Origin of the sequence: Sphingobium cupriresistens (assembly GCF_004152865.1) — a bacterium.
In the GTDB taxonomy this organism is placed as follows: Bacteria; Pseudomonadota; Alphaproteobacteria; order Sphingomonadales; family Sphingomonadaceae; genus Sphingobium; species Sphingobium cupriresistens.
Map to the genome: position 1 here is coordinate 25,286 of NZ_SEOO01000023.1, position 23,854 is coordinate 49,139.

The following is a 23,854-nucleotide window of genomic DNA, read 5'->3' on the forward strand; positions in this document are numbered from 1 at the left end:
TCCTTCCCTACAATATCGCCGTCTGCCCACCATCCACCGGCAAAGTGACCCCGGTGACGAAGGACGAGAATGGTGAACCTAACCAGGCGACCACATCACCTACTTCCGAAGGCTGACCCAGGCGTCGCAACGGCATCCGCTGGCACATGGGTTCGATCGCAGCGGCGACAGCGGGAGACGATTCAATCAGCGCCGTGTGGATGAGGCCGGGACAAACAGCGTTCACGCGGATATTCTGGGGACCATGGGCATCGGCCAAAGCCGCCGTCATCATGTTCACCGCGCCTTTGGTCGCGCTGTACCCGGTCGTAAAGCCGGCCCCGCGCAAACCGCCCATGCTGGAAATCATCACCACGCTACCGCCATTGCCGCGCGCTATCATCGCGGCAATGGCTGCCTGCGCGCTCAGCAGCGCGCCTTCCTGATTGATGGCGATGAGCTTGCGAAACACGTCCGGCGCAATTTCCGGCCCGTCGTCCGGAACGGCTATACCGGCATTGCAGACCATCAGGTCAATGCCGCCAAATGCCTCGGCCTCGGCGACGAGGGCGTCCATGTCGGCGCGCGAAGTGACATCGGCCTTGCGGAACGACGCTGTGCCACCCGATGACGCAATCAAGGCGTGGGTTGTCTCACCGCCTTCGCGCGGCTGATCGTGAAGATCGCCGATGATGACGGCCTTTGCCCCATGCCGGGCAGCAGCCAGCGCAATTCCCCGACCGATCCCGCTTGCGCCGCCGGTCACGGCAACGACTTTTCCTTCGAGCATAGCTGTCATATCCTGTCTCCAGACGGTATTTCGCGGACCGGGCAGCGCCCGTCCCAGTCTACCGACGCTGCGTGGATCATTCCGAACAGCGCTTCGAGTTCGCTCGACGCCTCGATAAGTTCGAGCATACCGGGTAACACGCCTCTGGTGTCGAAATAAGCGATGCGGCCTACACCCTCCACGGCATCGGTAAAGGCGAGATCATATCCCTTGGCGCTGTGCGCTGCGCAGGCCCGGTCGAATGTTCGGGTCGCAACGCCGAAATGGTGAAAGCCATGGCCCTTGACCGCGATCGTCTCCTGATAGACCGATGGCTTGTCATCGAGCGGCTGGATCAGCTCGATCTGCATATGTCCTGCAAAACCCAAGGCGATATCGTTGCGCGCGTGCGACTGGACACCGCGATAGAGCGGATTAGGCCCTGAAAGCTGCCGAAAAACGAACCATGGACCCACGCGAAGATCCGCGGTGAAAGATTGCATCGCGGCGTCCAGGTCCGGCACGGTATAGGCCATCTGGATAATGCCATCATCGGGCTGTCCGAACGTCAGCAAGGTCAAGCGGGCCTCCTTTGATCGGTGGCGCGGAATATGGCGCCGCTCATGCAAAAGGATCCATGCCGATCAGGATCAATTCTTCGGGCGGGATGGGATCCAGCGCGACAGTCACGTTGATGCAGGCCGGTCGCGCGCTGGACAATGCTTGCGTCAAGGCCGCATCGAGGCTTTCCGCGCTATCGGCCCTGTAAGCATCCGCTCCAAAAGCTGACGCCACGCTTTCATAGGCGCCGTTTTCCAACCGGGTGCCCGTAACCCGGTTGGGCCCGACCGCAAGCTGCTGAAAATGGAGCGTCGCCCCCCAACTCTGATTGTTCATGATGATGACGATCAACGGCAGTTGCTTGCGAACCAGCGTATCGAATTCGCCGATGCTATAACCAACCGATCCATCACCCGTGACGAGTATGGTGCGTTTGCCAGCCTTGAGGTCTGCGGCCTGCGCGCCCAGCGCCATGCCAAAGCCCACCCCCATCGATCCCAGATAGCCATGGCACAGGAAACCGCCCGGTGTGACCCGGCTCATGACTTCCGACAACCAAAGATAGGTCAACGCCCCGTCCGCTACCACCGTTACATTGCGATCAACATGACGCGCAATCACTTGCGAAGCGCGGAACGGGTGAAACAGATGACCCTCGCTCGATTGCCGGTCGATGCTGTCATAGCGTTTATCGGTCAGTTGCCGGACGCGCGATGTCCAAGAGGATCGATCGCGCGCTTCACGGCTTGCAGCCGCCTCGGCCAATGCATCTATCGCACCGCCCACATCGGCGACCATTCCCTGTACGATGGCTTGCAGCCGGCCGAGTTCACGCGCATCGGGGTCAATCTGCACGATTTTGGCCGATTGGGGGATTAGCTGGCCCGACCCATGCACCGTGTTGAGGCCGAAGCGTGTGCCGAGCATCAGCACAGCGTCGGGCGCGCTGTCCTGCTTGGCGAAGCCATAGAGATTCTGGATCAGCCCGCCGCGCAGGGCATCGGGCAGATCCGCCAGTTGATTGAACCCTTCATAGTCGGCGAACACGGGAACAGCGGTTGCCTGCGCCAGCGCCGCCAGCGCCGCGCTGCGCCCTGTGCGGGAAACTTCGGAGCCGACTATGATGATCGGTCGCTCGGCCATTTCCAGAATATCCAGCGCCTGTTCAATGTCCGCCGGATGGGGTCTTGCCCCCTGTACCGGCAGGACGAGAGGCGGGATCGCCACGCTATCTTCATCGACCTGGTTCATGAGAATGTCCCAGGGAATGTCGATCAGCACCGGACCACGCGGTCCCGTCATGGCGATATGGATCGCCTGCATCATCAGGCGCGGAATATGCTCGGTGGCCATGACCCGATGCGCCCATTTGGTGATGGGCGACGCGATGGCGACCTGATCGATGCCGGCCTGTAACGTATTCGTCTCATCGTCCCGCAAGGCGCCCGATCCTGTGATGACAAGCAAGGGCGTGCGATCGAGATGCGCGTTGGCGATCGGCGTGACGACATTGGTAAATCCACCGCCTGCGGTCACAAGCGCAACGCCAAGGCGTCCGCTGGCGCGGGCATAGCCCTCAGCTGCGTGACCGGCCGCCGCTTCATGCCGCGTGTCGACGATCGGCAGGTCATGATCGAGACAGGCCTGAAAGACCGTATCGATATGTGCGCCATGCAGCCCAAACATCGTTTCGACCCCGGCCTTGCGGAGCGTGCGAACGACCAGTTCGCCCCCGGTTATCATTGCCATTGGAGCTGCTCCATCTTCAAAGCGCGACATTCACGATCTTGGATTGCGTGAACTCCTCCAGCCCTTCACGGCCAAGCTCCGCCCCGAAACCGGACTGTTTTGCGCCACCAAAGGGGACGTCGAAGGGCAAGTCCAGATGCTTGTTGATCCAGACGGTTCCACTGTCGATCTGCAAGGCGACAGCGATGGCGCGTTCGGGATTGGACGTCCAGATTGTGCCGCCCAGGCCATATTCACTGTCGTTGGCGCGGACGATCGCATCCTCTATTGTGTCATAGGCCAGAATCGGCAGGATCGGCCCGAACTGTTCGTCGCGCACCAGCCGGGCATCGTCGCCTATGTCCTTCACAATCGTCGGCGCAATGAAATATCCGTCGCGATCGAGCGGGGCGCCGCCTGCGATCACCGACCCGCTGCTATGGGCATCATCGAGAAATTCCTTGAGCTTTTCAAACTGCGCGCGGTTCTGGATGGGGCCGATCTGCGTCCCTTGCTTGTCACCATCATCAACGACGGCGTCCGCTGCAAGTTTGGCCAGCGCATCACATAATGCGTCGTACAGCGACGCTGGCGCATAGACGCGCTTGGCGGCCAGACAGATTTGTCCTGCATTGAGCGTGGCCGCCTGGAAGATCGCCGGGGCGACGACATCGACGTCGGCATCGTCCAGCACGATGGCGGCATCATTGCCGCCAAGTTCCAAGGTGAGGCGTTTGAGCGTGTCTGCAACGCTGTGCATCACCTTCTTGCCTGTGGCCGTCGATCCTGTGAACGACACTTTGGCAACGTCCGGGTGCGTCGTCAGTTGACCACCCAGATCATTATCATCGACAATGATGTTCAGGACGCCAGGCGGCAAAATGGTCGCGGCGACTTCGCCCAGCAACAACGTGGTGAGCGGCGTAGTGGGCGCAGGCTTGGCGACCATCGTATTACCTGCCGAAAGCGCAGGCGCCAGCTTCATCATCAGCAGCAGCATGGGAAAGTTCCAGGGAGTGATGGCCGCGACGACGCCCAGTGGCGACCATTGCCGGATCAATCTCGTCGCGCCATCGTCGCGGATCTCCTCCAGACCCAGTTCCATCGCCGCAAATGTCCGCAACAGAGCGATAGCCCCTTCCATCTCGTAGGCAGCCTGCGGCAGAGGCTTGCCCTGTTCGCGCGTCAGCAGGCGTGCAAATTCATCCTTCCGCGCGTCGATCGCATCAGCATAGCTTTCCAGCAATTGTCTGCGTTCGGCGAAAGGCCGCGCCGCCCATGCGGGAAAGGCCGCCTTCGCCGCCGCTACAGCGTCATCAAGTTGTTGCGCATCCGCGCGGGCGCAGGATGCGAAGGCCTTGCCGGTCGCCGGGTTGACAACCTCCATCGTCCGGGCGCCATCGACGAGCTTGCCGTCGATCAAAAGCCTGTGCATCTTGTCACCTCTCCGCATGAGTAAAGTCGAATGTGTGCGTAGTGTTCACCCCGGCGCAGCTACGATGCTGACACCGGGGCAAAGCATGATCACTGGAAATTGTGTTTCAGCGACAGAAGATATGTTCTGGGCAGTCCAGGCTGGCCGAGCAAAGTGCCCAAGGCATTATATCCCTGAAACTTGTTCACGAAATAATGTTTATCGGCAGCATTATATATCTGCAGCGCAACTTCCCATCCCTTGTCCTGGGAAACGTAGCTGATCCTGCCATTCCACAATCCATATCCCGGAATAGCGCCAGGCTCGAAGTTGGATACGTCATTATAGGTCTTGGATTTGTAGGAATAGTCGATCCGGGGCGTCAACGTGCCATGGCCGCCCAAATCGAACTGATATTGCGCGCCCGCGCCTATGGACCATTTGGGGACGAAGGGCGTCGTGCACGTGGCGCACGGACCCCCGACCTGATTGGCGGCATCCCCAAGGTCGAGATATTTGAAGTCGAGATAGCCGACAGATGCATTGATGTTGAGACCATCGACGGGTTCGATCGTGAATTCGCCCTCCAGCCCCTGAATACGAGCACTGCCGGCGTTGGCGGTGATGGAACCTGGCACGCCGCTGGGCAATGTACGCGTAACCGTCAACTGCAGATTTTTGTAGTCGCTGCGATAGGCGCCGATATTCGCGCGCACCCGCCGGTCGAACAATTCGGTCTTCAGCCCGATTTCATAGGATTTGAGGTCTTCCTCGCCAAAGGGCAGAAGTTCAGCGGCGCTCGATGGGCGCGGATTGACGCCAGGTCCCTTGAAGCCGGTCGAAAACACGGCAAACGCCATCACATCGCGGCTGATCGTATATTGCGCCGACAGTCGATAATCGACACGCTTGGTGCCGGATCGCACGCTGGGGTTATTTTCAAACCCCGGCAGCGTTGCGGGCGGGTTACCGGAATTGGGGATATAGCGATTGAACGTATATGTCTTGGTCACGTCGGAATAGCGAAGACCACCCTCGATCGCCAGCTTTTCGATCGGGTGAAGGACGACATGGGCAAAGGCCGATTTGTCGCGGTCCTTGACCGGATCGACACCATAAAAAGCAAAATTGACGAGCGGGATGTAAATATAGTCGTTCAATTCCGTCTTGGCGTCATAATAATATCCCCCGACCGTCCATTCGGCGATGTCGGACACTTTGCCGCTCAGCCGCAATTCCTGGCTGAACTGCCAATGCGTCGGATTGAAATAATTGGTGTTGATATGGATCGGGGCGCCGGCCCAATTTTCCACATATTCGCCCTTGTAAGCGCGATAGGCCGATATGCTGGTTAGTTTCAGATCCGGGTTGATCGACCAATCGACTTTGCCGGACACGCCCCATGACCGAACATTGCTGACTCGTGGAAAAGCGAGATTGTTGCGCGTATCCGTAAAATTGACATAGCTGCTATATTTGTCGGCCGTGATGAAGCGCTTGTCGAACGGTATGCCATAGCCGGTCGGATTGGGGCCGAGGGGTGATCCATTCTGATAAAGCGCGAGAGGAGAGGTGCCCTCCGTATTCACGTCGATCAGCTTTTCTGCCGCAGGCTCGCCGGTATCTTCCAGCAAATCGCCGTTGATGTTGATTTCAAGATCATCGGTGGGAAGGATACGCAAATTGCCGCGCAGGACATAGGTCTGCTGCCCACCCAAAGTCCCGGTTTTGCAGTTGCCTTCCGCATTTTGCGGAACCTGGCGCGGAATGGCGCCCGCAAAGGTCGGGTTGGCGCACGCGAAATCAATCGTGTCCATATAACCATCGACCTTGTTGAAGCCCCCCGCGATGCGCAGGAACATCTTGTCCGGAACGATCGAGAAGTCGAACGCCCCCTTCATCGTCATCCGGTTGTAGCTGCCCAGGCCGGCTTCGATATAACCGCTATTGTCGCCGCGCGCCTTGCGCGTGCTGACGCGGATCGCACCACCTTCGTTATTCTTGCCGAACAATGTTCCTTGCGGACCGCGCAACACTTCGACTTGCGCCACATCGGCAAAATCAAACAAGGAACCAAAGAGCGTGCCCTGATAGACATCATCAATATAGATGCCGACGCCCGGTTCAAATGCGGGCAGGAAATCACTTTGCCCCACGCCGCGAATATAGGCGATCACCGACTTGCCATAGCCGGCCGTGTTTTTTTCCAGGGTGACATTAGGCGCGGACCTGGCGATGCCTTCAACCCCCTGAACCCCGCGCTGCGTTAGAGCATCACCGCTCAGCGCGGTGATGGAAATTGGCGTCTGCTGCACGGTCTCCGACCGGAAACGCGCTGTAACGACGATGTCGGCACTTGGCGATTGTGCGCTCGCATCGCCTTGGTCCGAGGATTCCGGGCGCTGGGCCTGCGCGACGGGCGCAGCATCCTGCGCGAAGGCCGCCGATGTCATAGATAGCGCAAGAGCGGTAGTGCAAACCAGCGTCGCCCTATGCACCCGCCCGCGCGCGCCTGCGCCCAAATGCGATTTAGCCCGGATCATATCTTCCCCTCCTCAATGTTCCCGCCCTGTCGGCGTGTCGCACTCGAATTAGGCCAATTCAACACAAAGGTCAATTATTTTTCGTTTTACGGGATAAATAGATTATCATTTTTCTCATATTACGACTATTATCTGCTATATAAGGTTCAAGCGCCACGGATATGACAGCGCATGTGGGAGGGACGAATCGGTGCAGGATCGGTATCGAGAGAATGAAACTGTACTGTTCGGGCAGGAACATCGCCGCCGAGAACCGGAGTCATCAGGCGGTCGGTCGTTACGGTACGAAGATAAAATGGTTATGATATTGACTGCGGCAGGCGGCGTGGCGGCGCTGGATGCCCAGGCAGTCTTTTACCTCATGCCTTTTATCGCGACGGACTTTGCGCTGGGCAGCAGCCAGATCGGCATGATCGGTTCGGCGGTACTGGTCGGCTGGGCCATTGGCGGCCTTCTGATGGCGCGCGCATCCGATCGTCTGGGAAAGCGCAAACCTTTCCTGGTAGCCGCCTTTGCCTGTTTCGCCCTGCTTTCCGGTTTGAGTGCAGCGGCAATGGGCTTTGCGACCTTGCTGATCGCGCGGATTCTCATCGGCCTTGCGGAAGGTCCGGTCATTCCGATCAAGCAGGCCATCGTCATGGTCGAGTCCACCCCGTCGCGGCGCGGTTTCAACATGGGGATCGTGCAGAATTTCGGCGCACAATTGCTGGGCACGCTACTGGGACCGATCATCCTGATCGCGGTCGCTCAAAACGCTGGGTGGCGCTGGGCGTTTCTGGTCGCCGGTATTCCCGGCCTCATCATCGCTTTGCTGATCCTGCGGTTCATTCGCGAGCCTGCCATCGCAGCGCAGGCCGCGCCTTCACCACCTTCAGAAAATGGTCAATCGCAACGAAACGGCGCACATGCCTGGCGTCATTTGCTGGGTAATCGCAACCTTGTTCTGTGCACGCTTATTGCGTTGGCGGCGGTCGCTTGGTTCTTCGTCATGCTTACCTTTTTGCCGCTCTACCTGATACGAAATCTGCAGTTTTCGTCGAGCCAGATGAGCCTTGTCATGAGCCTGATCGGCGTAGCTGGCGTCATATCCGCCGTCATCGTTCCCGCTATTTCGGACCGTCATGGTCGACGCACGGCGATCATGATCTTCAGCGCCATCGGCGCGATTGCCCCGCTGGGCGCGCTTTATGCGGGCGCAAATCCCTGGGTCATCGGCGCCACGCTGCTGATTGGTTGCCTGATGCTGGGCACATTTCCGTTGATAATGGCGACTGTGCCGCAAGAAAGCGTCCAGCCTGCCGACGCTGCGACGGCCACGGGACTGGTGATTGCAGTAGCGCAGCTGGGCGGAGGGGCCATCGGCCCCATCCTGGCAGGCTGGCTTGCCGACCGAATCGGTGACGATACGCCGCTTATGCTGGCGGCGGGGCTGGCGCTGATCGCGACCGGCATCGCGCCTTTCGTCCGGGAAACCAAGCCTCCGCACCGGCATGATTGCGCGCCCACTCACCCGGAATAACAGCACCCATCGCTGCCTTCAACGCGCCCAAGGCGCCCCAGATTCACAAACTCAGAATATTCAGGAGCCAAAAATCATGCAATTTCATTATGACGGTTTCAAGGTGGGCGACCCTGACCTGATGCCCCTATCGCCTGCCGGCGCAGCGAAGGAAGGCGAGGGTCACGCCCTTCCGGCCCAGGTCGATGTTCTGATCGTCGGCTGCGGCCCCGCGGGCCTGACCCTGGCGGCGCAACTGGCGGCCTTCCCGGAAATCAACACCTGCATCGTCGATCAAAAGGACGGTCCCCTCGAATTAGGCCAGGCCGACGGCATCGCCTGTCGAACGGTAGAAATGTTCAACGCATTCGGCTTTGCCGAACAGGTTTTGCGCGAAGCGCACTGGGTCAATGAAACGACATTCTGGCGACCGGCGACCGATCCATCGCAGGGTATCGTGCGTGGAGGCTGGGTGAAGGATACCGAGCCAGGCCTTTCGGAATTTCCCCACGTCATATTGAACCAGGCGCGCGTGCATGGCTTCTATCTTGAAAATATGCGGAAATCCGCCAATCGACTGGAGCCTTGCTATGGCTGGCGCCTTGCCGATCTTCATATCGACAAGGACGAAACTGCGTCCCATCCGGTGTCGGCAACATTTGTGCGCACTAGCGGCGAAGATAGCGAGAAGCATATCGTAAAGGCCCGCTTCGCCGTCGGGTGCGATGGCGCACGAAGCGAAGTGAGGCGCTCCCTTGGCCTGTCGCTGGAGGGGGATTCGGCGAATCAGGCATGGGGCGTCATGGACGTGCTGGTGGAAACCAACTTTCCCGATTTGCGCAAGAAGGCACTGGTTCGTTCGCCGGGGGGCGGCAGCATTGTCCTCATACCCCGTGAGGGGGGCTATTTGTCGCGCTTCTACGTCGAACTTGACAAGCTGGAGGCGGACGAGCGTGCGGCACACCGCAATATCGGGCTTGACCAGATGATCGACGCAGCACGTCAGATATTGCATCCCTACTCTTTCGAAGTCAGGAACACGCCCTGGTGGTCGATCTACGAAATCGGCCAGCGTCTGTGCGCCCGCTTCGACGATGTCGCAACGGAAGACGGTGAAGAGCGGATACCGCGCGTTTTCATCGCTGGCGATGCCTGCCATACACATAGCCCAAAGGCAGGACAGGGCATGAATGTATCCATGCAGGATGCCTTTAATCTTGGTTGGAAACTTGCCGCCGTATTGCGTGGCCAGTCGCCCGGCCACATCCTTACGACCTATTCGGCCGAACGCCGGGCGATCGCCAAGGAACTGATCGATTTCGACCGGGAATGGGCTGGGATGCTCAGTGCGCCGCTCAAAAATCCCGACGATCCACACGGGGATGGCGTTGCACCAGAGGACATACAGGATTATTTCGTCCGGCAGGGCTGTTACACTGCGGGCACGGCGACCCGCTACGCACCCTCGCTCTTGACCGGCGCGCCCACGTACCAACCGCTTGCAACCGGATTTCCGATCGGTATGCGCTTTCATTCTGCGCCTGTCATTCGTCTGGCGGATGCCAAACCGATGCATCTTGGGCACACCATCCTGGCGGACGGCCGATGGCGGATATTCCTCTTTGCCGATCGTGCAGCTCCGACGGATCGCAATTCGGCCTTATGGCAACTTTGCAATTTCCTCGAAACCGATCCCTCGCCGATCCGCCGCTGCACGCCGACGCAGGCGGACAAGGACAATGTTATCGATGTCAGGGCGGTTTTCCAGCAGCCGCATCACGATCTCGCCCTGGAATCCATCCATGCCTTCCTGTTGCCTGAAAAAGGGAAATTCGCTCTCAGGGATCGGGAAAAGATCTTCTGCCCCGACATTGAATCAGGCGAAGATATTTACGCCATGCGCGGGATTGATCGGGATAGCGGTTGCATGGTGATCGTCAGGCCGGACCAATATGTCGCCAATGTGCTGCCATTGACAGCGCGCGGCGAACTAACAGAATTTTTCAACGCCTTTCTGTCGGCGCGTTGAAATCATGGTCGAATTTGTCCACCATAAAGCTGAACTTAACGGTCTCAGCTATCATTTCGTCACCGCTGGCCAAGGGCCGGCGATATTGCTGCTGCACGGATTTCCCGACCTTTGGATCGGTTGGCGCCCGGTGATGGAGCATTTGGTGGCCGCAGGCTACAGCGTCATAGCACCCGATCTGCGCGGTTTTGGCGACAGCCAGGCCGCCCCAGGCCCAGACCAAGCGAGCGGGTTCGACCTTTTGGGCGATCTGATCGCGTTGCTCGATCATCTTGGCCATGTGCAGGTGGCGGTGGTCGGGCATGACTGGGGTGCTGAAGTCGGCTGGACGATCGTGCGGCTGCGCCCGGATCGGTTTGGCGCTATCGTTTCGCTGTCCATCCCCTTTACGCCGCGCGGTGACGCAAGCCTGCCTCAGTTACTCGCGGCCAATGCGCCGCCCGACTTTTATATGCTCTACTTTCTGCAGGAGGGCGTCGCCGAGCGGGAGCTGGATAGCGATCCGAAAGCCTTTCTACGCAGGCTGTTCTATACCAATTGGGGCGGACGGCCCGGCACGGATGTTCCCATCATGCGGCTGGGGGCGAACGGACGCCTGATCGACGGCTTGGACGAACCCCCGACATCGGCCAATCTGCTGACCGAGCAGGAACTGGATATCTATGCGTCATCCTTTGCCAGGACGGGCTTTCGTGGCGCGCTCAATACCTATCGCAGCCTACATCGCAACTGGGAACTGCTCGCCGGATGGGCCGACATCGCGGTTGATGTTCCAGCTTTCTATATCAGCGGTGATCGCGACATAGTCCTCCATTTCCCCGGAATGAAATCGATGGTCGAACAAATGACCTCGATGCTCCCTCAAGCTGCGCCGCCGGTCATATTGGAAGGCGTAGGGCATTTCGTCCAAATGGAGCGCCCCGGACAAGTCGCCGACTTGATCGCTTCGTTTCTTGGACGCAATCATCCATGCGCAGGAACCAGCGATTGACGCGGCATGGAGCCACCGAAATATATGCCGGAGCTGGACAGCCGAGGGCTGGCTCTATGTCGCCGCCGTCATCGACCTGTTCTCCCGCCGGGTGGTGGGCTGGACGATGAGCGCCACCATGACGGCCCAGTTGGTGACGGATGTCCTGATCATGGCGATCTGGCGCCGTGGTAAGCCGATACCCTGCTGCACCACTCGGACCAGGGTAGCCAATATACCAGCGAGCAGTTCCAGCGCTTGATGAAGGACAATGCCGCGATGGAAAGCTTCTTCTCTCTCAAAACCGGGCGGATCAGGAGGAAGGTCTACCGGCCGCGAGATCGGGCCAGAGCCGATATGTTCGATTATATCGAGAGATTTTACAATCCGACACGCCGACACTCGACCTTGGGGTATGTCAGCCCCATCGATTTCGAAACACAAGCTGGTGTAGCTTGAATGAGCCTATCTTGGTGTCCGCCAAACCGGCAGCAGGCCAGTATCCCGCCGGCGAGACGATCAGGAACAAGCCTTGCGAATCAAACAATTTATAATCCAGTGATGCGGGCTTGGCGTTTGCAATCTGATTATGTGTGAGTGCCATCGGGAAAATACCCCAAAATCGGAGCTCCGACACCCCCAAATCTACCCCCCCATTCGTGAACAGTTTCAAACTGCTATGGACCATTCTGAACGCTAATGGCCGTATAATCCTTTGTTTTACAAGGGATTATTGATAGCATGGCATAGTCTGGATGGTAGTTTTGGTGGGCCCGGCAGGACTTGAACCCGCAACCTATCCGTTATGAGCGGACAGCTCTAACCAATTGAGCTACAGGCCCCACCTGCGCTGCCGATAGGCAGCATCACGCCGCTTGGCAAGCCCGTCCGCGCATAGGGACTGCGGCAATGAATTGATCCAGGCTGGCGGCGGTAACGCCGCGGCGCTCCAGATGGGTCAGCACGCCGTCCCACCAGCGGTAAAAGGTCGTCCGATCGCCTTCATTACGGACATAAGGCGTATGTCCAGGCTCCAGCGTGGGCGAATGGAAGCTGAAATTCAGCACGCGCACGCCTTCATCGATCAGCGCGTCGATCGCCGATATCGCCTCATGCAGCGGCACACCTTCAGGCGTCAGCGGGATGCGGCTGAGCATCCTGACGCGCGACAGGGCTCCCGCCAGCGGCCCCATCGCCTGCGCCGCGCGATACAGGCGCTCGCCGCCGCCGCGCAGCAGCCCGGCAAAGGCCGTGGACAGCGGCAATTCGATCAGCGACCGGGTCGGTCCCGCCCAATAAGGATGTTGTGGCAGGCCATGGAAATCGGGGCCATTCTGGTGGCTATAGTCGAACCGGCTGCGGACCGAACTGTCGAGGCGAAAGCCCGCCTCCTCCAGCAAGCGTGCGCTGCTGGCGCCAACGCCATAGCGCCCGGCGCGATAGGCGATGGGGCGACGGCCGAACCGTTCCTCGATGCGCTGGCAGAGCGCCTCCAGCTTGGCGCGCTCGATCGCTTCGGGGAGGAAGCCGACATAGCTGTTGGCCGCGTTCACATCCTCCACATGGGGCGGATTGACCCAGGGGTGGAGGTGCGCGCCGATATCGGCCGCGCCATCATTAACCCATTGTCCCATCATTGCGGCCGCCGCATCGCTGTCGATCACTGGATAATCGGTGACATAGATAGGCTTGACCCCAGCGGCGGCGAAATAGGCCTGACCGCGCGCCATGCCCGGCAGGGCCGTGACGCGATTGCTGGCGCGGCTGAACGGCGCATTCCAGTCAAACTCTTCCTCGGTATCGACGAACAGCATGAAACGGGCGCCGAAGGCGGGATCGAGGGCGATCATGTCCTGCGCCAGCGGCGGCCGGAGCAGATTGCCATCATGAAGTTGAGCAGTCATGTCGCATCTCTATCGCTCAATGGTTGCGATAGGGTTTCCCTGCCCCCTTCAGACTTGGCCTCATGCCTAGCCCTTCAGGCGTGATCGGCCAGACCGCTGGCGACCGCGACCGCGGGGATGGTCAGTAGCAGCCGTCCCGGCTCAATCGTCAGTCCGCCGCCGCACGTGGCGGCCAAGCCGCGGATCAGCCGCAGCGAAAAGCCCAGGCCCAGCAACGGACCATCGACCCAATCGCCGCTGGCGTCATAGCCCGGATCTAGCAGTTGCGCCTCGTCCATGCCGACCAGGGTGGAGGGGCGGTCGATCGCGAAGACAACCCGCCCGGCCGCGCCGTCCGGCTGAAACCAGCAGGCGCCAGTCACCGGTTCGGCGACCGGCGCGACCGAAATGGCGGTGCGCAGCAGATGCTGCACCATCCGTTCGCCCTGCACCGGATCGATCCGCACCTGCGGCAGGCCTGGTGCGATGGCGATGTCGATGCCGACGGCGCCCTGATCGGCAAAGCGCGTCGAGATCTGCGTCACCAACAGCGCCGGGTCGATAAGCTGGGGCATGGTCTCGCCGTCGCCGCGCGACACCCTGGCCGCCAGATCCAGATCGTCGAACGCCGCGAGCAGGTGGCGCGCATCAACCGCGATCTTGCCCGCCATGTCGCGATATTGGATGCCGGCCGCGCCGAACAATTCCTGTTCGATGATCTCGGCAAAGCCCAATATGGCGTTCAGGGGCGTGCGCAATTCATGGACCAATTGCCGCAACGAGTCGGCCGACAGTCCGGCAATGGCCATGGCTGCGGGCTTGGGTTCGCTGGCGACTTCATGCAGGAAAGGACGGCGCGCCTGTCCGCGATAGCCCTGGAAACGGCCTGAGCGGGTGTCGAAAAAGGGCGTTGCGGACAGACGCCACTCGCCCGCCATGGCCCCGCCGACGATAGTATAGCGCCCATTCTGGAAGCCGCTGCGGCGCGCGAAAGCGCCGGCGACATGGGCGTCGGGTCCGCTGCCGCCTTCGAGCGCGACATCGCCCAGCATCAGCCCGATCAACGCCGCGCGCGGTCCCTGATCGATCCACAGGATGATGCCCTCTGCATCGGTTTCGAACGTGAAGTCGCGGGGCGCGGCCTCTCTGTCGGGAAAAGCGTCGCCATTGGCGGCTTCGGGCGGCTTGCGCGCGCTTGTGAAGCGCGCAATCCGATCGACCAGGTTGCGGATCTGACCTTCGTCGCCCGGTTGCGGGCGAAGCGGCGTCACCTTCGCGGATGCCCTTGGCTCGACGGGCGAGGGATCAGGTTTCGCCAGCATCTCCGGCGTCAGGATCATGTCGCTGTCGCCGATCATGTCCTGACGCGCGGTGGACAGGACCAGATCATGCGCGCCGAAGGCTTCGAGCGCCTGCCGCGTTGCCGGACCGATATCGCGCCGACCGCGCAGCACGCCGCGCGCCGTGGGCGTCAGATGCGGCAGCAGGTCGATCCAGGCCGTTTCCGGCAACTGTGCCCGCGCAGTGGCGGCAGCGGCGATCGAGGGCCGATCATTGGCGAAGAAGGCGACCAGGCTGGGCGAGCGCAGGCGACCGCCCAATTCCACGACCGTCGCGATTCGTTGCGTTTCAGTCAGTTGCGGCCGTAGCGCGGACAGCCGGTCGAGCAGCGCGCCACGCGCCGACGCGGCCATGGCGGGCCGATCCGGCCTATCGCGCTGGGCAAGGAGGTCGACACATTGGCGCCACAACGTCACCGCGCCCAGCCCGCTACGGTCCTGCGCCGCCAGCACTGTCTGCATGAGATCGTCGAAACGCACCAAAATCCCCAAATCATGCGAGTTATCAGCCTGTGCCCCGCCGCGCACGGATACGGCCCCGGTCATCGATAGGCGCTCCACGAGTAAAGGAAAAGGCCCCGATGCCGCGAACGAAAGCGACCGTCGCATAGTGGGACAATTGCATTGCCCTGAAACATTATTATGATGGGTCGCATAAACAGGACAGGAAATAAGCGAAATAATGGCCGGCCCCAATATCGACGATATCGACATGCAGATCCTGGGCGAACTGCAACAGGACGGCAGGATGACCAATGTGGAGTTGGCGCGCAAAGTCGGTCTGACGGCGCCGCCCTGCCTGCGTCGCGTGCGAGCGCTGGAGGAAGCTGGCGCGATCAAATCCTACCATGCCGTCGTCGATCCGGCGATGCTTGGCTACACCATCACCGTATTCGCCATGGTCAGCCTGAAAAGCCAGGCGGAGGCCGATCTGAAAGCGTTTCAGGACCATGTCGCATCGCTGCCCGAAGTGCGCGAATGTCACATGCTGAACGGCGAAATCGACTTCATCCTGAAAGTGGTGGCGCGCGACTTGCAAAGCTTCCAGCAGTTCCTGACGTCGAAATTGACGCCAGCGCCCAATGTGGTCAGCGTCAAGACGTCGCTCACCATCCGCACATCAAAGAACCAGCCCGGCGTCCCCCTGCCCGTCTGAACCCGGACGGCGCAGGGGGTCCGGCGCGTCAGCCGACCTTGCGATCCTGATGCTGCGCCCAGGCGGTCCAGAAACCCGCGATTGCGGTCCAGGGACCACTGACCCGCGCCAGGGTCGCCTGGGCGCTGGGCAGGTCGCCGGACCGGGCCAGCGCCACGCCCAGCCGCGCATTGGCGCGCCCTTCGTCGATCCCGCCCTTGCTCAGCGCCAGCCGATATTGTTCGACCGCCTGCGGGAATTGGCCTAGCGAGAAATAGCTGTCCGCGACGGCCAGCGCATCCTTGCCATTGCCTGCCACCGCCGCTTTTTTCGCCATTGCGGGCAGAGCGACGATTTCCTTCGTCGCCTTGGGTGTAACGCTCTTGAGCAACTGGCTGGTCACGCTCTGGGTCGGAGTCAACTTGCCCGCCTTGCGGCCGGATTCGATGATCGCCTTGGCTTCGGAATAATAGCCTGATTTCTCCGCCGCCTGCGCATAGGCCTGATAGTCGCGCTCGCTCGCCATCGCGCCATTGGCCGCCTGCAGACGGTAAAGATCGAGCTGCAGTTGCGGCTCCAGTTCAGCGGCCGATTGGTAATTAACCAGCGCGGATCGCCATTCTTCCTTGCCATCCCGCTGGTTCAGCCGGTCGCGGTAGAGTTGCCCGACTTCAGTCCAGTCACCGGCCTGATAGGCCATGGAGATCGCCCGATCGATCCAGGCCAGCGGCACCGGCTGACCCGACGCTTTGTGGCGGGCTATGGCTTCCTGCACGAAGGGGCGGGCGTCCTTGGGCTTGTTGCGGCGCAAAGCGATATCGGCGCGCAACATGGTTGCGTCGATGCCGTCATACCCCAGCGTCTTGGCGTAATCGAGCTGCGCGGTGGCGTCCGTATAATTGCCGACCATGTAGGACAGATAGGCCGCTACATAGCGCAACCGCGGCGCTTCGCTGCGCGGCAGGGCCGCGGTCTTGAACAGGTCGGTCAGGGCGATACGTTCGGCCTGCACGTCGCGGCGTTGCGCAGCGAGTTGGAAGCGCATGCCTGCCGCCACATAAGATTCAAAATCATTGGTGGGGATGAGCGATGCGATGCGGGCGCTCGCCGTCGCCACATCACGCGCCTTGAGCGCCGCTTCGGCCGCTTGCGCGCCAGCGCGAAAACCGTCGGACATTTCGATCGGCGGGCCGACCACGACCGGCGCTTTCTTCTTTGCTGCCACAGGCGTTGCGACGACCGCAATGGCGGCCGCCAGCGCCGCCAGCGGCAGGCGGGAAATCTTGATATCGATGCGCATGGGCCGCCCCGGCTCCCCCAAAAATATAGTCTTCAAAGCCCATGGGCGCGCGGCCAGCACGCGCCCATGGATAATCATCAGGCCCCCTTGGTGCCCAGATAGGCAAGCCACAGGCCAGCGACCTGCTTGCGCGAACCGGCCTGCACCGCTTCAAACGCGGCCTTGGCGCCAGCCGTGTCGCCGCCCAGCGTCTTGGCGATGCCAAGTCGCGAATTAATCTCGTCCGCTTCCACGCCGCCCTTCTGCTTGGCGAGTTCGAACATGGCCGCAGCCTTGGCGTAATCGCCATAGCCAAGATAAGCGTCGCCGGTGGCGGCTGCGATCTTGCCGTTGGCAGCCTTCTGCGCGTCGGCTTCGGCCGCACCCAGCGTGCTCTTGTCGCCTGCGATCTTCGGCACGGCGGTCTGATAGACGTCAGCGCCTTGGGTCGCGTTCAGCACGCCCTTGGACCGGCCAGCGTCAATGGCGGTCTTGACCTCGCCATAAATGCCGGTCTTCGAGGCCATTTCGGCATATTCGGTATAGTCGGCCGCAATGACCAGGCCGCCCGAAACCGACAGAAGACGCAGAACGTCAAGATTTTCGCGGTTCGAAATATTGGGGTTGGCGCGCTGGAACAGGCGCACCAGTGTCCGCAGATTCTGACCGCTCGGTTCAGCCTGATAGGCCATCTTCGCCCATTCGGTCACGTCCGGCAGCTTGGCCGCCTCGGCCCGGCTGACGCCGATCTGATACCATTGGGCCGGAACCTGCTGGCCCGCCGCCTTCATCGCATCAGCCGCGGCCTTCAGCGCCGTCAGACCCTGCTGATTGAAGCCGCGCGCCGGCTCGACCGAACCATTGCCGGTGCCCGCCTTGCCGAAATAGGCCTGGGCGATGGTGGGCTGCACCGATTCCGCTTTGTATCCGGCGGCAAGCGCCGCCTGGCCGCGCTGGATCGCCACGTCGTAATTCTTCGCGGCCATCGCCTGATCGGCGGCGATCGCATTGAACTGGCCTGCCTGTTCAGGCGGGGTCAGGCCGCTATCGAGCATCTGGTTGAGCGCTTCGCTCTGCAAGGCCGTGTCCTTGGCGGCGATCGAGGTGTTCAGCTTGATCGCGCCGATCTGATATTTGTCGTCATTCGACGTGGCCTTGCTGTCCGCTTCGGCCAGCGCGGCTTTGGCGCCCGCAAAATCCTGCGCTTCGGAAGCCTTTTGCGCGGTTTGCAGCGCCTTGATGACGTCAGGCGACACGTTGAGCTTCGGGCCGGCCTTCTTCTCTTCCTTCTTCGCGGCGAAGGCAGGGGCGCTGATCGCGCCACCGGTCATAGCCAAAGCCAGCGCGAGCGCCACCGGGGTAACAAAACGCATGATCATCATCTCCTCTTGCGCGCCTGATGGGGGAACAGCAGGCGACCTTTCGCGGTTGGGCGCCGATTAGGGGACGGCGCGTGAACGGCCATTGAACAAGCCGATATCGTCGGATTTTGCAACCGTTATACAGCCGCTTCGTTCCACTTGCGAACATATCGCCTCCCCATAACGCCTCGGCTACACATACCGGCGCGCAGGCTTGGCCAAGGGGTGACAGATTTGTTTCGCTCGGCTAGGGGTTGGGCAACAGAATCCATCCTGAAAAAAGAGAATCGCATTGACCGACGAGACTGTCCTCGCCGACCCTTCGGACATCAGCCCCATCTCCATCGTGGACGAGATGAAGGCCAGCTATCTCGACTATGCCATGTCCGTCATCGTGGCGCGCGCCCTGCCGGACGTGCGCGACGGTTTGAAGCCGGTCCATCGCCGCATTCTGTTCTCCGCCCAGGAATCGGGCTTCGTCTACAACCGCCCCTATCGCAAGTCTGCGCGCCTGGTCGGCGAGGTGATGGGTAAATATCACCCGCATGGCGACAGTTCGATCTACGACGCCTTGGCGCGCATGACTCAGGACTGGTCGATGCGGGTTCCGCTGATCGACGGTCAGGGGAATTTCGGTTCCATGGACCCCGATCCGCCAGCGGCCATGCGCTACACCGAAGCGCGCCTGGCGAAGGTCGCGACGGCGCTGCTGGACGATCTCGACAAGGACACGGTCGACTTCACGCCCAACTATGATGCATCGGAAAGCGAGCCGCAGGTTCTGCCCGCGCGCTTCCCCAACCTGCTGGTCAATGGCGCGGGTGGCATCGCGGTCGGCATGGCGACCAACATCCCGCCGCATAATCTGGGCGAAGTGCTGCGCGCCTGCCTCGCCTATATCGACAATCCCGGCATCACGACCGACGAACTGATCGCCATCGTCCCCGGTCCCGATTTCCCCACCGCGCCGCTGATCCTGGGCCAGTCGGGCGCGCGCAGCGCCTATCATACCGGCCGCGGCTCCATCATGATGCGCTCGCGCCATGTGGTCGAGGAAGGGCGCGGCGACCGCCAGTCGATCGTCCTGACCGCCATCCCCTATCAGGTCGGCAAGAACGGCCTGGTTGAAAAGATCGCCGAAGCCGCCAAGGACAAGCGGATCGAAGGCATCAGCGACATTCGCGACGAGTCCAGCCGTGAAGGCGTGCGGATCGTCATGGACCTGAAGCGCGACGCGACCCCCGAAGTCGTGCTGAACCAGTTGTGGCGCAACACGCCGGCCCAGTCGAGTTTCCCGGCCAACATGCTGGCGATCCGTGGCGGCCGCCCCGAATTGCTGGGCCTGCGCGAAATTATCGAAGCCTTCGTCAAGTTCCGTGAAGAGGTCATCACCCGCCGCACCAAGTTCGAACTGAACAAGGCGCGCGACCGGGCGCATATCTTGCTGGGCCTGGTCGTCGCGGTCAGCAATCTTGACGAAATGGTCAAGATCATCCGCGGATCGTCCAGCCCGGCCGAAGCCCGCGAAAGGCTACTGGCGCGCGAATGGCCGATCGGCGAGATCGCCCCCTATCTGCGCCTGGTCGAAGCGATCGAGACGGATGTCCATGGCGACATCTACAAGTTGAGCGACATTCAGGTCCGCGCGATCCTGGACCTGCGCCTGCATCGCCTGACCGCTCTGGGCCGCGACGAAATCGGCAAGGAACTGGCCGAACTGGCCGAGGCGATCGCCGAATATCTCGCCATATTGGGCGACCGGGTGAAACTCTATGCGGTGATGCGCGAAGAGTTGGAGGCGATCGAAAAGGAATTTGCGACCCCGCGCCTGTCGGAGATCACCGCCGCCGCCGACGGTATCGAGGACGAGGATCTGATCGAGCGCGAGGAGATGGTCGTCACCGTCACCGTGCAGGGCTATATCAAGCGCACCCCGCTCGAAAGCTTCCGCGCTCAGGCGCGCGGCGGCAAAGGCCGGTCCGGCATGGCGACCAAAGATGAGGACGCCGTCACCGAAATGTTCGTGACGTCGACCCATACGCCGGTGCTGTTCTTCTCAACCGCCGGCAAGGTCTATCGCATGAAGGTGTGGCGCTTGCCCGAAGGCGGCCCGGCGACGCGCGGTCGGCCGATGGTCAACCTGCTGCCGCTCGGCCCCGGCGAAACCATCCGCACCGTGCTGCCGCTGCCCGAAGACGAGGATAGCTGGAAGGATCTGCACGTCATGTTCGCGACAGCGAACGGGACAGTTCGACGCAACAGCATGGACGCCTTCGCCAATGTGCCAAGCAACGGCAAGCTGGCGATGCGCTTCGATGAGGGTAGCGAAGATCGCCTGATCGGCGTGGCGCTGCTGACCGAAGAGGATGACGTTCTGCTCGCTACCCGCCAGGGCAAGGCGATCCGCTTCGCCGCGACCGACGTGCGCGAATTCCAGAGCCGCACTTCCACCGGCGTGCGTGGCATGACGCTCAAAAATGATGACGAGGTGATCTCGTTGTCGATCCTGCATCGGTCCGGCGCGGAGCAGGAACAGCGCGAGGATTATCTGCGTTTCGCCCCGTGGAAGCCGGAAAAGGAGGGCGAAATGGCCGATCAGGCCATGTTCGTCCATATGCGGGAAAATGAGCAGTTCATTCTGACCGTCTGCGCCAATGGCTATGGCAAGCTGTCGTCCGCCTATGACTATCGCCGCACCGGGCGCGGTGGTCAGGGCATCACCAATATCGACAATATCGGCCGCAACGGCCCCGTGGTCGCCAGCTTCGCCGCTACCCAGGCCGATCAGTTGATGCTGGTCACCGACCAGGCGAAGTTGATCCGTATGGGCCTCGACAGCCTGCGCGTCATCGGCCGCAATTCGGCGGGCGTCCGCCTGTTCGATGTGGCCAAGGACGAACATGTCGTGAGCGCCGCCAAGATCGAGGAAAGCGAGGAGGCCGAACCGACCGAGGCTACGCCGGTAGCATGAGCGACCTGTTCGCCTACAAGGTGCTGACGGCGGAGCAATATGAACAGTTCAAGGCCGACGGCGTGTTCAAAGGCGCGCCGATCGACCTGACGGACGGTTATATCCATATGTCGACCCGCGACCAGGCGGCCGAGACGGTGGCCAAGCATTTTGCCGGGCAGGACCGGCTGGTCATGCTGATGATCGATCTGGCGCCGTTCGGCGATACGATCAAATGGGAGGAATCGCGCGGCGGCGCGCTATTCCCCCATCTCTATGCCGACCTGCCGATCAGCGCGGTTGCGGGCAAGGTCGTGCTGCGCATCGGCGACGATGGGCGGCACCAGTTTCCGGCAGGATTTTGATCCGCCGGCATGTGTTGATCAGGGAACGCGCTGCATCCCCGTTACGCGGCCGCGACTGACCCGATAGTCCCAGCCGCCCCAGCGGATATGGTTGGACATGACGGCCATCGCCTGCACCGCCAGATGCGCCCATGTCACCGCGAAGGGCGCCACCATATCCCATAGCAGCGATCGCCGCGCCTTCACCGCCTGTTTCGGCTCCAGCACCGCGCCGATGATCGATCGCCGCACCAGCGCCCGGCTCCACGCAGCGCCATAGCCGATCGCGACCGCGATCCAGCCGCCCCAGCCCAGCGCCCAGGCCCAAGCGGCCGCCTGCACCGCGACCACGCCGGTTGCCAGGCCCCACATGCCGATGCTGTTGGTGGCGATATGACGGTACTGGCGAACGCCGAAATCCAGCAGGTCGGCGATGCGCCCTTCCAGCGGACTCGCCACCAGCAGGTCGCGCACCGGCCGCAGCCGCAATTGCGCGCGCCAGCCCGCCAGCCCGATCGTCATGTCGTCGGACAGGCGACCGGCCAGCGCCGCGCCCAGGTCCAGCCGATCCGCCACCGCCCGCGTCAAGGCCATGGCCCCGCCCCAGGGCATGGTCGCGCTGGCGAACCGCGGCAGCGTCGCCAACTGCAACTCGACCGCGCCGACCAAGGTCGCCACCGCTCCGCTTTCCGGCAGCAGCAGGCGATAGCCAGTGACGATGTCGGCTTTTCCCCGCACCAGCGGGAAAAGCAGCCGCCCGACCAGCCGCGTCGGCGGCTCGATATCGGCGTCGATGAAGACCAGGTAGCGATCGTCGGCACGCAACGCTCGCAGGGCCGCGCGCAACTTGTGGACCTTGCGTCCTTCATCCTGCGCCATCCCCGCTGCGACGAGTTGCACCCAGTCGCCCTCCCGCGCTCGCAATGCCTCGGCCGCCGGGCAGGCGCCCGACGTCGCCAGCAACAGGCGGAACGGCGCGCTTTGCGCCTTCAACCGCGCGATCAATTCATCGCCGCCATCCCAATCGTCACGGACGCTGAGGATCAGCACGACGCCATCGGGCGCTTCCTCTTTCCGGTCCTTGGGCAGGTTGCGCCCATAATTGACGACGCCCAACACAGTCAGCGCCTGTAACAAGAACCAGACCCACAACATCATCACAACGCCCACGCCTCTTTACCGTCATGCACGCTGCTGTATGACGCTTGGGCGATGCTCTCCAACCCCTTTCTCTTCATCGTGATGCGGTTGCTGCCCGCCCGCCTGGCCTCCTGGTTCGGGGGCTGGCTGTCGGCCCATGTCGCACGCCGCAATATGAAATTGCGCGACGCGCGCGCGCGCGCCAACCTCGCCCTTTTGCGCCCCGACCTACCCGATGCCGATCGGGAAGCCATATTGACACGCCGCTGGACGAATATCGGACGCACCATGGCCGAACTCGCCAATATCGATCGGCTGGTGAACGACGCTCATGTCACCGTAATCGACCGGGTCGGGTACCAGGCGGTTTTGGAAGGTCCCGGTCCCATGGTCGCCTTCACCTGCCATCTGGGCAATTGGGATCTGCTGGCCGCCTATATCAAATGGTCGACCGACCGACCCGGCCTTGGCGTCTATGAAGACCCCGAAGACCCCAGGATCGCCGCCCAACTCAAAAGGGCGCGCTCCAGCTATATGGGCGAAGCGATCGGCGGCGGCGGCGCGGCACGCGGCGTCCTTAAGCACCTGACCCAAAAGGACCGGGCGACCCTCTATATATTGGCCGACGAACGACGCGAGCGTCAGGTCTGGTTCCCCACCTTCGGCCGGTCGATCGAGCCGTCGGGCAACCTGTCGATCGCGCTGCGCCTGGCGCGCAAGGTCGGCGCGCGCTTCCTGCCCTTTTATCTGGTGCGCACAAAAGGCCCGCATTTTGCGCTGCATTGGCATCCGCCGCTCGATCCTCGCGACATGAGCGACGCGGATATCGTCGCGACGCTCGACCGTTTCCTGGGCGCAGCCTGCATCGCCCATGCCGACCAATGGCTGGCGCTGCATGATATGGACCTGACCGCGACCGCCATGTGACTTG

The 23,854-nt window shown here is 61.5% G+C and carries 17 protein-coding genes, 1 tRNA gene and 1 pseudogene; 8 read left to right on the forward strand and 11 right to left on the reverse strand.

Annotation, left to right across the window (positions count from 1 at the left end; translation table 11 throughout):
• Nucleotides 1-7: 7 nt before the first annotated feature.
• The 5 genes from EWH12_RS14095 to EWH12_RS14115 all read right to left on the reverse strand — a co-directional run bounded on the left by EWH12_RS14095 (nucleotide 8) and on the right by EWH12_RS14115 (nucleotide 6,904).
• Entirely contained in the window at nucleotides 8-778 is a 771-nt protein-coding gene (locus tag EWH12_RS14095) for an SDR family oxidoreductase (protein WP_129926991.1), read from the reverse strand.
• Complete coding sequence (locus EWH12_RS14100; protein WP_207212407.1) at nucleotides 775-1,329, reverse strand: VOC family protein; 555 nt, start codon at nucleotides 1,327-1,329, stop codon at nucleotides 775-777. Before EWH12_RS14100 ends, EWH12_RS14095 begins: the two co-directional genes overlap by 4 nt.
• A gap of 40 nt (nucleotides 1,330-1,369) precedes the next feature.
• The gene (locus tag EWH12_RS14105) at nucleotides 1,370-3,058 is read right to left on the reverse strand and encodes a thiamine pyrophosphate-binding protein (RefSeq protein WP_207212408.1); all 1,689 of its coding nucleotides are present in this window, start codon (nucleotides 3,056-3,058) and stop codon (nucleotides 1,370-1,372) included.
• Between the two features lie 16 nt (nucleotides 3,059-3,074).
• A complete protein-coding gene (locus EWH12_RS14110; protein WP_242496061.1) occupies nucleotides 3,075-4,472 on the reverse strand; it encodes an aldehyde dehydrogenase family protein in 1,398 nt (465 codons plus the stop codon).
• Between the two features lie 89 nt (nucleotides 4,473-4,561).
• Entirely contained in the window at nucleotides 4,562-6,904 is a 2,343-nt protein-coding gene (locus tag EWH12_RS14115; RefSeq protein WP_165363631.1) for a TonB-dependent receptor, read from the reverse strand.
• A 397-nt stretch (nucleotides 6,905-7,301) separates the two neighbouring features.
• Between EWH12_RS14115 and EWH12_RS14120 the strand changes: the two genes are divergently transcribed.
• The 4 genes and pseudogenes from EWH12_RS14120 to EWH12_RS14135 all read left to right on the forward strand — a co-directional run.
• Complete coding sequence (locus tag EWH12_RS14120) at nucleotides 7,302-8,513, forward strand: MFS transporter (protein WP_207212409.1); 1,212 nt, start codon at nucleotides 7,302-7,304, stop codon at nucleotides 8,511-8,513.
• Nucleotides 8,514-8,634: 121 nt separating this feature from the next.
• Nucleotides 8,635-10,521, forward strand: a complete 1,887-nt coding sequence (locus EWH12_RS14125; RefSeq protein ID WP_242496064.1) for an FAD-dependent monooxygenase — start codon at nucleotides 8,635-8,637, stop codon at nucleotides 10,519-10,521.
• 85 nt (nucleotides 10,522-10,606) lie between these two features.
• Nucleotides 10,607-11,512 carry an alpha/beta fold hydrolase gene (locus EWH12_RS14130; RefSeq protein ID WP_165363633.1) on the forward strand — a complete coding sequence of 302 codons (906 nt, stop codon included), beginning with the start codon at nucleotides 10,607-10,609 and terminating at the stop codon, nucleotides 11,510-11,512.
• Nucleotides 11,513-11,546: 34 nt separating this feature from the next.
• A pseudogene (locus EWH12_RS14135) lies at nucleotides 11,547-11,950 on the forward strand (DDE-type integrase/transposase/recombinase); the annotation flags it as partial.
• 306 nt (nucleotides 11,951-12,256) lie between these two features.
• On the opposite strand, the gene EWH12_RS14140 reads toward EWH12_RS14135, so the two are convergent.
• From EWH12_RS14140 to EWH12_RS14150, 3 genes are all read right to left on the reverse strand, one after another.
• A tRNA-Ile gene (locus tag EWH12_RS14140) sits at nucleotides 12,257-12,333 on the reverse strand.
• A gap of 24 nt (nucleotides 12,334-12,357) precedes the next feature.
• Entirely contained in the window at nucleotides 12,358-13,395 is a 1,038-nt protein-coding gene (locus EWH12_RS14145; RefSeq protein ID WP_129926996.1) for a polysaccharide deacetylase family protein, read from the reverse strand.
• A 74-nt stretch (nucleotides 13,396-13,469) separates the two neighbouring features.
• Nucleotides 13,470-15,176: a sensor histidine kinase gene (locus EWH12_RS14150; protein ID WP_242496065.1), complete on the reverse strand. Its 1,707-nt coding sequence runs from the start codon at nucleotides 15,174-15,176 to the stop codon at nucleotides 13,470-13,472.
• A 220-nt stretch (nucleotides 15,177-15,396) separates the two neighbouring features.
• Between EWH12_RS14150 and EWH12_RS14155 the strand changes: the two genes are divergently transcribed.
• On the forward strand, nucleotides 15,397-15,870 hold the full coding sequence (locus EWH12_RS14155) for an Lrp/AsnC family transcriptional regulator (protein ID WP_066602894.1): 474 nt from the start codon (nucleotides 15,397-15,399) through the stop codon (nucleotides 15,868-15,870).
• Between the two features lie 28 nt (nucleotides 15,871-15,898).
• On the opposite strand, the gene EWH12_RS14160 is transcribed toward EWH12_RS14155, so the two are convergent.
• Together EWH12_RS14160 and EWH12_RS14165 are read right to left on the reverse strand one after the other, a co-directional pair.
• Nucleotides 15,899-17,149, reverse strand: coding sequence for a tetratricopeptide repeat protein (locus EWH12_RS14160; RefSeq protein WP_129926997.1), 1,251 nt, complete (start codon nucleotides 17,147-17,149; stop codon nucleotides 15,899-15,901).
• Nucleotides 17,150-17,226: 77 nt separating this feature from the next.
• Complete coding sequence (locus tag EWH12_RS14165; protein WP_066605405.1) at nucleotides 17,227-18,501, reverse strand: hypothetical protein; 1,275 nt, start codon at nucleotides 18,499-18,501, stop codon at nucleotides 17,227-17,229.
• 280 nt (nucleotides 18,502-18,781) lie between these two features.
• On the opposite strand from EWH12_RS14165, the gene gyrA reads away from it, so the two are divergent.
• Nucleotides 18,782-21,460 (forward strand): DNA gyrase subunit A, encoded by a 2,679-nt coding sequence (gene gyrA, locus EWH12_RS14170; protein WP_066602901.1) that lies wholly within the window; start codon nucleotides 18,782-18,784, stop codon nucleotides 21,458-21,460.
• A complete protein-coding gene (locus tag EWH12_RS14175) occupies nucleotides 21,457-21,804 on the forward strand; it encodes a DUF952 domain-containing protein (protein ID WP_066602904.1) in 348 nt (115 codons plus the stop codon). The genes gyrA and EWH12_RS14175 overlap by 4 nt, the downstream gene beginning before the upstream one ends.
• Before the next feature lie 18 nt (nucleotides 21,805-21,822).
• On the opposite strand, the gene EWH12_RS14180 is transcribed toward EWH12_RS14175, so the two are convergent.
• Nucleotides 21,823-22,941 (reverse strand): glycosyltransferase, encoded by a 1,119-nt coding sequence (locus tag EWH12_RS14180; protein ID WP_408021492.1) that lies wholly within the window; start codon nucleotides 22,939-22,941, stop codon nucleotides 21,823-21,825.
• A 54-nt stretch (nucleotides 22,942-22,995) separates the two neighbouring features.
• On the opposite strand from EWH12_RS14180, the gene EWH12_RS14185 reads away from it, so the two are divergent.
• Nucleotides 22,996-23,850: a lysophospholipid acyltransferase family protein gene (locus EWH12_RS14185; protein ID WP_066602907.1), complete on the forward strand. Its 855-nt coding sequence runs from the start codon at nucleotides 22,996-22,998 to the stop codon at nucleotides 23,848-23,850.
• Nucleotides 23,851-23,854 lie beyond the last annotated feature (4 nt).